This is a genomic window from Pseudacidovorax sp. RU35E (genome assembly GCF_900156165.1).
In the GTDB taxonomy this organism is placed as follows: domain Bacteria; phylum Pseudomonadota; class Gammaproteobacteria; order Burkholderiales; family Burkholderiaceae_C; genus Xenophilus.
The window spans coordinates 151,947-165,750 of the sequence record NZ_FTMY01000011.1 but is presented as its reverse complement, the minus strand read 5'-3'; the positions used below and the strand labels follow the sequence as shown (position 1 = coordinate 165,750).

General features: G+C 70.1%; 17 protein-coding genes. 13 read left to right on the top strand and 4 right to left on the bottom strand.

Annotated elements, in window-relative coordinates; translation table 11 throughout:
• Positions 1 to 9 precede the first annotated feature (9 nt).
• From BXA03_RS19830 to BXA03_RS19815, 4 genes are all read right to left on the bottom strand, one after another.
• Positions 10 to 936 (bottom strand): ROK family protein, encoded by a 927-nt coding sequence (locus BXA03_RS19830; RefSeq protein WP_076510920.1) that lies wholly within the window; start codon positions 934 to 936, stop codon positions 10 to 12.
• 40 nt (positions 937 to 976) lie between these two features.
• A complete protein-coding gene (locus BXA03_RS19825; protein ID WP_076510919.1) occupies positions 977 to 1,171 on the bottom strand; it encodes a DUF2905 domain-containing protein in 195 nt (64 codons plus the stop codon).
• 21 nt (positions 1,172 to 1,192) lie between these two features.
• On the bottom strand, positions 1,193 to 1,954 hold the full coding sequence (gene hisN / locus BXA03_RS19820) for a histidinol-phosphatase (RefSeq protein ID WP_076510918.1): 762 nt from the start codon (positions 1,952 to 1,954) through the stop codon (positions 1,193 to 1,195).
• Positions 1,955 to 2,160: 206 nt separating this feature from the next.
• The gene (locus BXA03_RS19815; protein WP_076510917.1) at positions 2,161 to 3,291 is read right to left on the bottom strand and encodes a class I SAM-dependent methyltransferase; all 1,131 of its coding nucleotides are present in this window, start codon (positions 3,289 to 3,291) and stop codon (positions 2,161 to 2,163) included.
• 94 nt (positions 3,292 to 3,385) lie between these two features.
• Between BXA03_RS19815 and BXA03_RS19810 the strand changes: the two genes are divergently transcribed.
• The 13 genes from BXA03_RS19810 to BXA03_RS19750 all read left to right on the top strand — a co-directional run bounded on the left by BXA03_RS19810 (position 3,386) and on the right by BXA03_RS19750 (position 13,801).
• The gene (locus BXA03_RS19810; protein ID WP_076510916.1) at positions 3,386 to 4,162 is read left to right on the top strand and encodes an SDR family oxidoreductase; all 777 of its coding nucleotides are present in this window, start codon (positions 3,386 to 3,388) and stop codon (positions 4,160 to 4,162) included.
• 11 nt (positions 4,163 to 4,173) lie between these two features.
• Positions 4,174 to 4,548 carry a dihydroneopterin aldolase gene (locus BXA03_RS19805; protein ID WP_076510915.1) on the top strand — a complete coding sequence of 125 codons (375 nt, stop codon included), beginning with the start codon at positions 4,174 to 4,176 and terminating at the stop codon, positions 4,546 to 4,548.
• Positions 4,549 to 4,596: 48 nt separating this feature from the next.
• Positions 4,597 to 4,887, top strand: a complete 291-nt coding sequence (locus tag BXA03_RS19800) for a DUF6364 family protein (protein ID WP_076510914.1) — start codon at positions 4,597 to 4,599, stop codon at positions 4,885 to 4,887.
• Positions 4,884 to 5,297, top strand: coding sequence for a type II toxin-antitoxin system VapC family toxin (locus tag BXA03_RS19795; protein WP_076510913.1), 414 nt, complete (start codon positions 4,884 to 4,886; stop codon positions 5,295 to 5,297). The genes BXA03_RS19800 and BXA03_RS19795 overlap by 4 nt, the downstream gene beginning before the upstream one ends.
• A gap of 25 nt (positions 5,298 to 5,322) precedes the next feature.
• Entirely contained in the window at positions 5,323 to 6,264 is a 942-nt protein-coding gene (gene ttcA, locus BXA03_RS19790) for a tRNA 2-thiocytidine(32) synthetase TtcA (RefSeq protein WP_076510912.1), read from the top strand.
• Positions 6,265 to 6,366: 102 nt separating this feature from the next.
• Positions 6,367 to 7,089, top strand: a complete 723-nt coding sequence (locus BXA03_RS19785) for a DUF4136 domain-containing protein (protein ID WP_076510911.1) — start codon at positions 6,367 to 6,369, stop codon at positions 7,087 to 7,089.
• A gap of 61 nt (positions 7,090 to 7,150) precedes the next feature.
• Positions 7,151 to 7,798, top strand: a complete 648-nt coding sequence (locus BXA03_RS19780) for a histidine phosphatase family protein (protein ID WP_076510910.1) — start codon at positions 7,151 to 7,153, stop codon at positions 7,796 to 7,798.
• A 111-nt stretch (positions 7,799 to 7,909) separates the two neighbouring features.
• Positions 7,910 to 8,353 carry a hypothetical protein gene (locus BXA03_RS19775; RefSeq protein ID WP_076510909.1) on the top strand — a complete coding sequence of 148 codons (444 nt, stop codon included), beginning with the start codon at positions 7,910 to 7,912 and terminating at the stop codon, positions 8,351 to 8,353.
• Between the two features lie 126 nt (positions 8,354 to 8,479).
• Positions 8,480 to 9,847, top strand: a complete 1,368-nt coding sequence (gene miaB / locus BXA03_RS19770; protein ID WP_076510908.1) for a tRNA (N6-isopentenyl adenosine(37)-C2)-methylthiotransferase MiaB — start codon at positions 8,480 to 8,482, stop codon at positions 9,845 to 9,847.
• Positions 9,847 to 11,274, top strand: a complete 1,428-nt coding sequence (locus BXA03_RS19765; RefSeq protein ID WP_076510907.1) for a sensor histidine kinase — start codon at positions 9,847 to 9,849, stop codon at positions 11,272 to 11,274. The genes miaB and BXA03_RS19765 overlap by 1 nt, the downstream gene beginning before the upstream one ends.
• 20 nt (positions 11,275 to 11,294) lie before the next feature.
• Entirely contained in the window at positions 11,295 to 11,954 is a 660-nt protein-coding gene (locus tag BXA03_RS19760) for a hypothetical protein (RefSeq protein WP_076510906.1), read from the top strand.
• A gap of 43 nt (positions 11,955 to 11,997) precedes the next feature.
• Entirely contained in the window at positions 11,998 to 13,416 is a 1,419-nt protein-coding gene (locus tag BXA03_RS19755; RefSeq protein ID WP_076510905.1) for a sigma 54-interacting transcriptional regulator, read from the top strand.
• 181 nt (positions 13,417 to 13,597) lie between these two features.
• The gene (locus BXA03_RS19750) at positions 13,598 to 13,801 is read left to right on the top strand and encodes a hypothetical protein (protein WP_076510904.1); all 204 of its coding nucleotides are present in this window, start codon (positions 13,598 to 13,600) and stop codon (positions 13,799 to 13,801) included.
• Positions 13,802 to 13,804 lie beyond the last annotated feature (3 nt).

Below are 13,804 nucleotides of genomic sequence, written 5' to 3'. Positions count from 1 at the left end.
TTCGGCCGTTCAGTCGACCAGCGCCAGCGCCGCGTAGTCGCCGACCTTGTCGCCCAGGCCGGCGGCCACGAGCTGCACGCCGTCGGTCAGCGCCGGCAGCCGGCCGTCCAGCTGCGACTGCAGCCGCGGCAGCAGGAAGTCGCGGTTGTGCCAGAACACGCTGCCGCCCAGGCTGATGCGCGACAGGTCCAGCGCGGCCGTGAGGTTGTAGAGCAGCCGGCCCATCACCCGGCACAGGCCGTCCACGGTGGCGAGCGCCTTGGCATCGCCCTGCTGCGCGGCGCCGAAGAGCTCGGCCGCCTCCACGCCGAAGCGCCGGGCAATGGCATTGCCGGCCACCAGCGATTCGACGTCGCCGCGGTTGCCGCAGCCGCACAGGGCGTCGTTGTCGTCGTCGCTGACGAAGAGGTGGCCGGCATGGCCGGCGTTGCCGTTCTTGCCGCGCAGCGTGCGGCCGTCCACGCACAGGCCCACGCCGACGCCGGTGCTCCAGGTGACGTAGGCGCAGTGGTCCTGGCCCTGCAGCGCACCCCAGCGGCGCTCGGCCTCCAGCGCGGCGACGGCGTCGTTCTCCACCCGCACGCGGGCGAAGCGCGCGGCCAGCGGCGCCTCGATGGGGGCGAAGGTCCAGTCGTTGGGCAGGCCGCGGTCGGGGCCGGCCAGGCCGCCGCAGATGTTGGGCGTGGCCAGGGCGATGGCGCCGTCCCGCAGCACGAAGGGGCCGGCCGACGAGACGCCCACCTGGTCCACCTTGGACACCGGCACACCGGCTTCGGCACAGGCCGCCTCGATCAGCTGCATCACCTGCCGCGCCACGGCCTCGTTGTCGCCGGTCTTGGCCGTCGGCGCGTTCTGCCGGGCGATCAGGTCGGTACTGCCAGCTTGGGCCAGGCTCACTGCCACCTTGGTGCCGCCGATGTCGACGCAGGCTTTCATGCGCGGGGTTTCCTTGGATCGTTGAAAGAGAAGAGGACGCTCAGAGCAAGCGGGCCACGCCGGCCGCGATCATGCTCAGGACCACGGTGCTCGCGATGGGCAACTGCCACACGCGGCCGAAGAGCTTGAATTCGAAATCGCCCGGCAGCCGGCCGAAGCCCAGCTTGCGCAGCCAGCCCGTGAGGCCCTGCAGCAGCAGCAGGGCCAGCATGGTGACGAGCAGCCAGCGCAGCATGAGCGACGGGTTGCGGCTCGCTCAGCCGGCCAGGGCCGCGAGGGCCTGTCGGTGCAGCTCAGGCGTGGCGGCGGCTACGACGCGGCCGTCGGAATGCAGGCCCAGCGGCTGACCCGCCCAGTCGGTGATCACGCCGCCCGCGGCTTCCACCAGGCCGGCGGGGCCCAGGTAGTCGTAGGGCTGCAGGCCAGCCTCGACCACCAGGTCGATGGTGCCGCCGGCCAACTGCGCATAGCTGTAGCAGTCGCCGCCGAATCGGCGCATGGCGCACTGGCGGCTCAGGCGGTCGAAGGCGGCCCAGTCCGCGGCCGAGAAGATGTCGGGCGAGGTGGTGAAGATGCGCGCGTCGGCCAGCTGCGTGCAGTGGCGCACGCGCACCGGCTGGCCGTTGCGCAAGGCCACGCCGTCCTGGCCCACCCAGCGCTCGCCAAGCACCGGCATGTCGACCACGCCGAGCACCACGCGGCCGCCTTCGAGGGCGCCGATCAGCGTGCCCCACAGCGGCGAGCCGGTGATGAAGCTGCGCGTGCCGTCGATCGGGTCGAGCACCCACACGCGCGCCGCGTCCAGGTTCTGCTGGCCGTGCTCTTCGCCATAGATGCCGTCCTGCGGCAGGGCCTGCGCCAGGATGTCGCGCATGGCCTGCTCGGCGGCGCGGTCGGCCAGCGTGACCGGGCTTTCGTCGGCCTTGGTGATGATGTCCAGCGGCTGGCGGAAATGCGCCATGGACTGGGCAGCGGCGGCATCGGCCAGGGCGTGGGCGGTACGGAGCAGGTCGTTCATGGCAGGCGGGAAGGCGCAGTGCGGTCGATGGAAATGGAAAGGAGTCAGAGGCTGAGCGTTTTTTGGCCGTGCCCGAAAGGCGCGTCAAAACGCCCCGGATCGAGGCGCAAAGCGCAGCCATAGCTCGGGCTATGGCGAGCATTTGCAACGACGAGCCGGGGTGTTTTGGCGTGCAAGGCGGGCATGGACAAAAGACTCTCAGCCTCTTAGAGCGTGTGGCTGCGGTCGCCCTGGCGGAAGCCGACGGCATCCCACGATTCGCCGGCGACAAAGGCGATCACCTTGAACAGCTCGCCCATCTCGTGCTCGTGGATCAGGCGGGCGGCCAGCGCGCGCTCTGCCAGCGGCGCGGCCATCATGCGCTCGGGCAGGCCGCAGTCGAGCAGGAAGCGCGCCTGGCTGGTGTAGCCCAGCACCTCCAGGCCGGCGTCCTGGCCGGCCAGGGCCACGCCGGTGAAGTCGACGTGGGCGGTGATGTCCTTGTCGCCCACGGCCACCAGCGGGTTGTCGTCGGAGCGGTGGGCCTGGTGGCACATCAGCGTGCCCATGTGGCGCTGGGGGTGGTAGTACTCGGACTCGGGAAAGCCGTAGTCCAGGAAGTAGGCGGCGCCGCGCTTGAGGCGCTCGGCCAGCGTGGCGATGAAGGCGCGGGCCTGGGGATGCACCTCGGTCAGGTAGTCCTGTGGGCCCTCGGGCTCGACGGGCGGGCGCAACGCGGTCGGGCGGTCATCCCAGCCGAAGGTGCCGTCGGGTTGCACGGTCACGCCGCGCTCCAGCCACTGGCCGGCGCGCCGCACCAGCAGCTGGACCGGCATGGCGTCCAGCACCTCGTTGCCGACCACCACGCCTTCGATGGCATCGGGCAGCGCATCGACCCAGCGCACGCGGCCGGCCCAGGGCGCGAGACGCTCCTGCTGGCGGGCACGCAGGGCGCCGGAGAGGTCGACGATGGTGTAGCGCGCCACGCGCTCGCCCAGGCTTTCCAGCAGCTGCGCGGCCAGCGCGCCGCTGCCGGCGCCGAATTCCCAGACCTCGTCGGTGCCGGTGTGGTCGAAGGCGTCGGCGACCGCGACGGCCAGGCTCTGGCCGAACAGCGGCGACAGCTCGGGCGCCGTCACGAAGTCGCTGCCGGACTGCGGCAGGTGACCGAACTTGCGGCTGCCGTGCGCGTAGTAGCCGAGGCCAGGCGCGTAGAGAGCCAGCGCCATGAAGCGGTCGAAGGGCAGCCAGCCGCCGTCCCGCTCGATCGCGCGCCTCACCAGCGTTGCACAGGCGGAAGCGGTGGAAGAGGCGGTCGGTACACTGGGCGGGGTCGTCGGGGTGCTCACGGCACCCATTCTCCCTGCAACGCGCGGGCGGTCCGGCGCCGGTGGACTTGCCGTCCTGCCGCGCCCACCAGGACGCTCGCTCCACTTTCATCGCCCCCCATCCATGAGTGCCCTTCCCCCTGCCAGTGAACCGCGTACCGTGCTGGTGACCGGCGCCGGCCGCCGGCTCGGCCGCGAGATCGCCCTGGCCCTGGCGGCGGGCGGCTGGCAGGTGGCGGTGCACTACCGCAGCTCGCGCGAGGAGGCCCAGGCCACCGCCGCCGACTGCGCGCGCCTCTCGGGTCGCGCCGCCATCATCAGCGCCGAGCTGGAAGATGAAGCCGCCGTGCGCGCCATGGTGCCCCAGGTGGTGGCCGAGTTCGGCCGGCTCGACGCCGTGGTGCACAGCGCTTCGCGCTTCGAACACGACGATGCCACCAGCTTCGGCTATGCCGCGATGGAGGCCCATCTGCGCAGCAACACCGGCGCCGCCATCGTGCTGGCACAGGCCCTGCGCCAGCACCTGGACGAGCGCGACGGCCACGGCGCCGTGGTCCACCTGCTGGACCAGAAGCTGTGGAATCCGAACCCCGACTTCCTGAGCTACACGCTGTCGAAGGCCGCGCTGGAAGCCGCCACGCCGCTGCTGGCGCTGGCCCTGGCACCACGCGTGCGCGTCGTCGGCGTGGCGCCCGGCCTCACGCTCACCAGCCACATGCTGAGCGACGAGCGCTTCCAGCAATTGCACCGCCTGTCGCCGCTGGGCCGCTCATCGACGCCCCAGGACGTGGCGGCCACGGTGCGCTTCGCGCTCGAGAACAACTCGATGACCGGCACCACGCTGCTGGTCGATGGCGGCCAGCACCTGATGCGCTTCGACCGCGACTTCTCCTTGATGTGACGAGCACCGCCATGACCGCTCCCCTCCTCGGCCAGCAGCGCCTGACGCTCACGGGCCTGCGCTTCGATGCCAACCTGGGCATCCTCGACAGCGAGAAGACCGCGCCGCAGCCGATCCGGGTCGATGCCGAACTCAATCTGGGCCAGCAGCCGCTGGCGCCGCAGGACGACGACATCTTCCACGTGCTCGACTACCGCAAGGTGCGCAAGATCATCATCGACGAGTGCACCGCGCACCATGTGAACCTGCTGGAAAGCCTGATCGGCCAGGTCGCAGGCCGACTGATGCAGCTGCCCGGCGTGCTGGGCGTGCGCGTGAAGATCGCCAAGCTCGAAATCTTCGACGACTGCGAGGTAGCGATCCGCGTCGAGACCGGCCAGTGGTGAGGGTCTTGGCATGGACGTACAATTTTTCGCCCCTGTACGTCTCACGCCATGCAAACCAAACTCACGCTCCGTCTCGATGAGCGGCTGATCGAAAACGCCAAGTCCTATGCCGCGGCGCGTGGGCGCTCGGTGTCGCAATTGGTGGCCGACTACTTTGCCGCCCTGGGCGCACGGCCAGAAGCGCCGACCGATGCAGCCCACACCTCTTACGCTCCGATCACCGCCAGCCTGAGGGGTGCGTTGGTCGCCGGCAATGGCGCCGGCACGGATGCCGCCCCTGACGAACGGGACTATGGCGACTACCTGGCGCGAAAGTACCTGGAAGACCGCGCGCCATGACCGTGCTGGTGGACACCAACGTGGTCGTGGACGCATTGCTGCTGCGCGGCGAATTCGCCCAGCCGGCACTGCGCGTCTTCGACCGGATCGAGAAAGCCGGGCTGCATGCGCTGCTGTGCGCCACCACCGTGACCACCATCGACTACCTGGCGTGCCGACAGCTCGGCCGCGACGGCTCGCGCGGCGTGGTGGGCCAACTGCTCACCCTGTTCGACGTCGCGCCGGTCAACCGCGGCGTGCTGGAGCAGGCACTGGACAGCGCCATGACCGACTTCGAGGACGCTGTACTGGCCCATGCTGCGCAGGCCTGCGGCGCCATTGCCATCGTCACCCGCAATCTGCGCGACTTTGCCGGCAGCCCGGTGCGCGCCTACACCCCCGAACAGTGGCTGGCGCTGCAAGACGCCTGAGCCGCCCAACCTTCTTTTCCCTGCCATGAACGCCGTCTGGACCGAACCCGAAGCCCCCGCACCCGCCGCCGCCAGCCACCAGGCCGCCGCGAAGATCGAGCGCGAGACGCACAAGCTCGAAAAGCGCCTGTGCCGCGAGGTCGGCCGCGCCATCACCGACTACAACATGATCGAAGAGGGCGACAAGGTCATGGTATGCCTCTCGGGCGGCAAGGACAGCTACGGCATGTTGGACATCCTGCTCAAGCTCAAGGCCCGGGCGCCGGTGAACTTCGAGCTGATCGCCGTCAACCTGGATCAGAAGCAGCCCGGCTTTCCGGAGGACGTGCTGCCCGCCTACCTGAAGCAGGTGGGCGTGCCCTTCCACATCGAGGAACAGGACACCTACAGCATCGTCAAGCGTGTGGTGCCCGAGGGCAAGACCACCTGCGGCCTGTGCTCGCGGCTGCGCCGGGGCATCCTGTACCGCGTGGCCGACGAGCTGGGCGCCACCAAGATCGCGCTGGGCCACCACCGCGACGACATCCTGGCCACCTTCTTCCTCAACATGTTCTTCGCCGCCAAGCTCAAGGCCATGCCGCCCAAGCTGGTGAGCGACGACGGCCGGCATGTGGTGATCCGCCCGCTGGCCTACGTGGCCGAGAAGGATCTGGTGCGCTGGGCCCAGCACCGCGGCTTCCCCATCATTCCGTGCAACCTGTGCGGCAGCCAGGAGAATCTGCAGCGCCAGGTCGTCGGCGACATGCTGCGCGACTGGGAGCGCAAGCACCCGGGCCGGCTGGAGAACATGCTGCACAGCCTGCAGAGCGTGGCCCCCTCGCACCTGCTGGACGGAACCCTGCACGACTTCAAGGGTCTGAAGCCGACCGGCGTGGCCAGCGAGGACGGCGACCGGGCCTTCGATCCGCCCGAGTTGCCGCCCGTGCCCGCGATGCCCTCGGCGGTGCAGGTGTTCAGCCTCGGCTGACGCGCGCTTCCCGCCGACTTCCAGCCACGACGCGCGGCCGCGCGTCCAGCCGATGCGACAACGACACAGGGGTCGGCCAACGGCCCCAGGGATGACAACGACATGCGACGCGCATTGCGACTCCTCGAACTGGCGGCCATGACGGCCGTGGCCGTCGGCCTGGCGGGCTGCGCCACCTCGTACGTGGTGGACAACAACGTCCAGAGCTATGCCAAGGCACCCATTCCGCCGGGCGCCACCTACCGCTTCGAACGCCTGCCCTCGCAGCAGGCGAACGACGCAGCCCAGAGCGACCTGGAAACCCTGGCCGAGCCCTCGCTGGCCGCAGCAGGATTGCGGCGCGACGACGCCAGTCCGCGCTACACCGTGCAGGTGAGCGCCCGCTCGCAGCTTGAGTTGTCGCCCTGGGCCGACCCGTGGTTCGATGGTCCGGGTTGGGGCCCAGGCTGGGGTCCGCGCTGGGGCGTGGGTCTGGGCTACGGCCGCCCCGGCTGGTACGGTGGCGGCTGGTGGGGCCCGGGCGCCATGCCGCCCAACCAGACCTGGTACGGCCGCGAGGTCTCCATCGTGATGCGCTCGCTGCCCGACCGGCAGGTGGTCTACGAAACCCATGCCCGCAACGACGGCCCCTACCCGGACACGCGCCGCATCCTGCCGGTGATGTTCCATGCGGCGCTGCAGGGCTTTCCCAACCCGCCGCAGGCCGTGCGTCGGGTGGATGTGACCGTCGAGACGAAGCCGCCCGCGTCCACGCACGTGGCCCCGCAACCGCAGCCGGCAACGGCCGCGCCGACTGCTCCGACGCCAGCGCCCGCGCGCCCCTGAGCACCGCGCGGGGGCGGACAGGCGCCCCGCCCGCGGCCGCGTTCTCGGTGACACTCGCCCGATGGACATCACCCGCCTGATCGCCGTGCGCCACGGCGAGACGCTCTGGAACGTCGACACCCGCATCCAGGGCCAGCTCGACATCCCGCTCAACGACGAAGGCCAGTGGCAGGCGCAGCAGGCGGGCCGCGCCCTGGCCGAGGAGCCTGTCGCCGCCATCTACGCCAGCGACCTGGCCCGCGCCTGGCAGACGGCCAGCGCCATCGCCCAAGCGCATCCCGACGCGCCCGCCCTCGTCGCCGAACCCCGGCTGCGCGAGCGCGGCTTCGGCATCTTCGAAGGCCGCACCTTCGCCGAGATCGAGGCCGAACTGCCCGAACAGGCGCTCAAGTGGCGCAAGCGCGTGCCCGACTTCGCACCCGAGGGCGGCGAGAACCTGCTGGTCTTCCGCGACCGCATCGTGGCCGTGGCCGCGGAACTGGCCGCGCGCCACCCGGGCGAGCTGATCGTGCTCGTGGCCCACGGCGGCGTGATGGACGTGCTGTACCGGGCCGCCACCGGCCAGGACCTGCAGGCGCCACGCACCTGGGAGCTGCGCAATGCCGCCATCAACCGCCTGCTGTGGACGCCCGAGGGCTTCTCGCTCGTCGGCTGGGCCGACACCGGCCACCTGAACCGCGACCTGGCGCGGGACGAGACCAGCACCTGAGCGACGGCGGCGCAGGCCGCCCCCAAGAAGTTTGCAACAACGGCCCGAGCGCCCCGCTCGGACAGACCCCGCCGCCTAGAATCCGCGCTCGCCAGCCTCTGGATGAACCCCATGAACCGCTGCAGCCCACGACTCCCCTTGTCCCTTTTCGCCGCCGCCGCCCTGCTGTGCCTCGGCGCCACGGTTCTCCTCGTCGCCCGGCCCGCGCAGGCCCAGACCCAGAACGAAGCGACCGTCAGCGGTCGCAACTTTCCGGCCGGCACCCTGCGTGGCCGGCTGCGCATGCTCGACTTCCCCCGGGCCGACCTCGATGGCCGGCCGGAAGTGCTGGCGCCCGGCACGCGCATCCGCAATGCCCAGAACATGGTGGTGACCGGCAGCACGCTGCTCGGCCAGGACCTGGCGGTGAACTACCTGCGTGATGCCGCCGGGCAGGTGCAGCAGATCTGGGTCCTCACGCCCGAGGAAGCCTCCACCGAGCGAGCCTCGGCCACCGGCAAGCCGCTGCTCAACATCTGGCCCTTCGTCAGCCGCGCCGACAACGAAGGCGGCTGACGGACCGCGGCCGCCGCGCCTCCAAGGCACGGACGACCGCCACCGCCACGGCTCGCCATCGCATCTTCTCTTCAGCCTCCCGCCGCCGGTCATGCCGGCCGGCCGCCTTGCACAGAAAGCCCCGCCATGTCCCGCAAAGTCTTCATCAAGACCTTCGGCTGCCAGATGAACGAGTACGACTCGGACAAGATGGCCGACGTCCTCGCCGCCGCCCAGGGCTACGAGCCCACCCAGAACGTGGACGAGGCCGACCTCATCCTCTTCAACACCTGCTCGGTGCGCGAGAAGGCGCAGGAGAAGGTGTTCTCCGATCTTGGCCGCGTGCAGCACCTCAAGGCCAAGGGCGTGAAGATCGGCGTCGGCGGCTGCGTCGCCAGTCAGGAGGGCGAGGCCATCATCGCCCGCGCGCCCTACGTGGACGTGGTATTCGGGCCGCAGACGCTGCACCGCCTGCCCGAGCTGCTGGCCCGTCGCGAGGCCGAGCGCCGGCCGCAGGTGGACATCTCCTTCCCCGAGATCGAGAAGTTCGACCACCTGCCGCCCGCGCGCGTCGAGGGCGCCACGGCCTACGTGTCGATCATGGAAGGCTGCTCCAAGTACTGCAGCTACTGCGTGGTGCCCTACACCCGCGGCGAAGAGGTCAACCGCCCGCTCGACGACGTGCTGGTCGAGGTGGCCGGCCTGGCCGACCAGGGCGTGCGCGAAGTCACGCTGCTGGGCCAGAACGTCAATGCCTATCGCGGCAGGATGGGCGACACCGCCGAGATCGCCGACTTCGCCACCCTCATCGAGTACATCGCCGAGATCCCGGGCATCGAGCGCATCCGCTACACCACGAGCCACCCGAACGAGTTCACGCCGCGGCTGATCGAGACCTATGCCAAGGTGCCGCAGCTGGTGAGCCACCTGCACCTGCCGGTGCAGCACGGCAGCGACCGCATCCTGATGGCCATGAAGCGCGGCTACACCGCCATGGAATACAAGAGCACGATCCGCAAGCTGCGCGCCATCCGGCCGCAGCTTGCGCTGTCCAGCGACTTCATCGTCGGCTTCCCGGGCGAGACCGAGGACGACTTCGCGAAGATGATGAAGCTGATCGAGGACGTGGGCTTCGACGCCAGCTTCAGCTTCATCTTCAGTCCGCGGCCCGGCACGCCTGCCGCCGCGCTGCACGACGACACGCCGCACGAGGTCAAGCTCGCGCGCCTGCAGCACCTGCAGAAGACCATCGAGGACAACGTGCGCCGGCTGTCCGATGCGCTGGTCGGCACCACGCAGCGGCTGCTGGTGGAAGGCCCCTCCAAGAAGAACCCGGCCGAGCTGATGGGGCGCACCGACTGCTTCCGCGTCGTCAACTTCGAGGCGCCCGCCCGCCTCGTGGGCCAGATGGTGGACGTGAAGATCACCCAGGCTCTCTCGCACACCCTGCGCGGAGAGGTGGCGACGCACGAGCATGGCGGAGCCGGCGCCATGCGTGCCGTGCAGGCTGCCTGATGTCGGCCGGCCGGCCACGCGCCCGCGGCTCCTTCCAGCAGTTGCTGCTGGCCGCCTTCCTGGTGGTCACGGCACTGGTGGTGGGCGTCGCGCTGCGCGCCGTCTTCCAGTACGACCAGCTCATCACGCAAAGCCGCGAGGCGGCGCGCCGGGCGCTGCTGCTCTCGGGCGCCGCCCAGTCGCTGGCCGAGCGCAGCGCCGCGATGGAGCGCTCGGGCCGCCAGTCGCTGGTGCTCAACGACGCCGTGCTGCGCCGACGCTTCGGCGACGCGCAGAAGGATGCCCAGAACGTGGTGCAGCGCCTGGTCGACAACGGCCTGCTGCCACAGTCGGCCGAACTGTGGCGCGCCCAGATGGCGACCATCGAAGGGCTGATGAACGGCGCCCCGGAAACGGCGCTCGCCCGTGAAGGATCGATGGCGCTGCAGTTCCGCGAATTGGACGCGCTCAACACCCAGCTCGCCCAGCAGGCACAGATGCTGATCGAGACCCAGAACAACGCCCTGGCCGACAGGCTGGAGGCCGCGCGCCGCCGGCTGACCCTGCAGGTGGTGGCGGCCAGCGGACTGGCGGCGGCGCTCGCGTTGGCCTTCGGCATCTGGCTCGCACGGCCTTTCAAACGGCTGGAGCGCGCCATCGTGCGACTGGGCGAGAACCGGCTGGACGAGCCCATCGACATCCTGGGCCCCGCCGACGTCCGGCGTGTGTCGCAGCAGCTCGACTGGCTGCGTCTGCGGCTGATGGAGCTCGATGCCGACAAGGCGCGCTTCCTGCGCCATGTGTCGCACGAGCTCAAGACGCCGCTGGCGGCGCTGCGTGAAGGCGTGTCGCTGCTGGAGGACGGCGTGACCGGTGAGCTCAATCCGGCCCAGCGCGAGGTGGCGCAGATCCTGCAACAGAACGCCGTGTCGCTCCAAAGCCAGATCGAGGCGCTGCTGCGCTTCAACGCCGCCGCCTTCGAGGCCCGCCAGCTCAAACGCGAGCGCTGCAACCTGGTCAGGCTGGTGCAGGAGCAGATCGAGGCGCAGCGCCTGCAGTGGCAGTCGCACGGCCTCACGGTGCGTGTGGAGGGCGAGCCCGTCACGGTGATGGCCGATCCGGCCAAGCTGGGCACGGCGGTGGCCAACCTGCTGTCCAACGCCATCCGCTTCTCGGCCCGCGGCGGCACGATCGCGCTGGCCATCTCCAGCACCGGCGACACCGCGACCATCGAAATCAGCGACGCCGGCCCCGGCATCGCGCCCGACGACCGCGACCGCGTGTTCGAGCCCTTCTTCCGCGGCGAACGCCAGCCGGAGCACACGGTCAAAGGCACAGGCATCGGTCTGTCCATCGTGCAGGAGTACATTGCAGCCCATGGTGGCCGCATTGCGCTGCTGCCCACCGGCCCCGGCGCACGATTCCGCATCGATCTGCCGCGCGGCTGACCTCTCCCGACCCCACGCCCATGACGACCTTGTCCGTCCGCAGCCCCATCCTTGCCGTGGCCCTGGCCGCGGCCGGGGTGCTGGCGGGCTGCGCCACCCCTGCGCCCGCGCCGCGCGCGCCTGCTCCGGCGCCCGCCCCCGTGGCCACTCCGCCCGCGCCCGCCACCCGCCCCGCCGTCCAGCCCGTCGAAGTGCAGCCGATCGCGCCCGCGACGCAGATGCAGCCGGCCGGCACGGCCAACGGTTACGGCAACGCCGCCAGCGAGGCGCTGTCGCGCATGCTCGCCTACGCCGACCGCGCCCGCAGCCTGCAGTCCGGCGAGGCCGCCGCGGAGATCGCCCGCATCGGTGATCCTGGCGATTCGGCGCCACTGCAAATGCAGTTGGCGCTGGCGCTGGCCCAGACCCGCAATTCCGCCGACCTGGCACGCGCCACGGCGTTGATGCAGCGCGTTGCCGGCAGCACGCAGGCCGAGGCCCAGCCGCTGCAGCCGCTGGCCCGGGTGCTGGCGTCCCGCTACCTCGAGCAGCGCCGCGTCGAGGACGACCGCGACCGCCAGGTGCAGCAGCTCAAGGAAGCCCAACGCCGCATCGACCATCTCAACGACCGCATCGAGGCATTGCGCGCCATCGAACGCAGCTTCGGCCGGCCGAGCGGCGCGGCCCGGCAGTCCCCCTGAAAGCGCACTTCCCCGCATCCTCCCACCCAACCCAGGCCCAGCCATGAGCGACACCCCCAAAGCCGCCGCCCCCGGTGCCCGCATCCTGGTGGTGGATGACGATGCCGACATGCTGCGGCTGCTGTCGTTGCGCCTGGCAGCGGCGGGCTATCAGGTCACGGCGGTCACCTCCGCCGAATCGGCGCTGACGCAACTGGAGATCGAGCACCCGCGCCTGGTGCTCAGCGACGTTCGCCTGCCCGGACGCGACGGGCTGCAGCTGTTCGACGAGATCCGCAAGCGCCATCCGACGCTGCCGGTCATCCTCCTCACCGCCCACGGCACCATCCCCGATGCGGTGGAGGCGACGTCCCGCGGCGTCTTCACCTACCTCACCAAGCCCTACGACGCCCGCGAACTGCTCGACAAGATCGGGCAGGCCATGGCCCTGGGCGCGCCCGCCGCGACGCCGGCCGCCGGCGGCGACGAGAGCTGGCGCGCCGAGATCGTCAGCCGCTCCAGCCGCATGGCCGAGGTGCTGGCCGAAGCACGGATGGTCGCCAAGTCTGACGCCAGCGTGTTGCTGCGTGGCGACTCCGGCACCGGCAAGGAGGTGCTGGCCCGCGCCATCCACAAGGCCAGCGACCGCGCGCGCAAGCCCTTCGTGGCCGTCAACTGCGGGGCGATTCCCGAGGCGCTGCTGGAGTCCGAGCTGTTCGGCCATGTCAAGGGCGCCTTCACCGACGCCCATGCCAACCACAAGGGCCTGTTCCAGCAGGCCGACGGCGGCACGTTGATGCTGGACGAAATCGGCGACATGCCGCCCGCCCTGCAGGTCAAGCTGCTGCGCGTGCTGCAGGAGCGCGCGGTGCGCCCCGTGGGCGCCACCCAGGCCATCGCGGTGGACGTGCGCATCATCTCGGCCACGCACCGCGACCTCGAAGCCGCCATGGCGGCAGCGCAGTTCCGCGAGGACCTGTACTACCGCCTGAATGTGGTCACACTCACACTGCCGCCGCTGTCGGCGCGGCGGGAGGACATCCCGCTACTGGCCAACCACTTCCTGCAGAAGCTCGCCGGCAAGTATGGCAAGCGGCTGTCGGGTTTCGCGCCCGAGGCGCTCAAGGCCCTGACCACCGCCCCGTGGCCCGGCAACATCCGCCAGCTCTACAACGTGGTGGAACAGGTGTGTGCGCTGTCGAGCTCACCGCTGATCCCGCTGGCCCTGGTGCAACGGGCACTGCGCGTGCCGACCGTCGAGGTTCAGACCTATGCCGAAGCCAAGCAGCGTTTCGAGCGGGACTACCTGGTGGGTCTGCTCAAGCTGACCGACGGCAACGTCGCGGATGCCGCACGCCTGGCCGACCGCAACCGCACCGAGTTCTACCGCCTTTTGCAGAAGCACGAACTCACGCCTGGCCACTTCAAAAACGAGGGTGTCGCGGGTGCCTCGGAGCCTGTCGCCGACGAGCGACAGGGCTAAGTCTTTGATTTTATTGGATTCCTTGGCGGGGACCCGCTGAGTTGTCGGGCAGCGGCGACAAATAGGAGGGTTTTCAGCAGGCAAAGCTGGAAATCCCAAAAAATCCATCGAGAAAACTCTTTCAAACTGTTGATTTGAAAGAACAAAGTCGTGTTGGCATGGGGATTGCCCCATAGCCTGCATGACTCACCTCACCACCCCTCCTGTCATCCTGCGCCCGCAGCGTGATGCCCTGCGTCGCAAGACCGCGCAGACGGCGCGCGCCCGCTCGGCACGGAGCCAGGCCTATGCGCCGGCCTTGTCCGCCAGCGCCAGCGCGGACTGCGTCTTCAAGCGCCTCCCCGCCATCGGTGAGACCCCGATTTCGAATTTCCAGCACTGGTAAGGC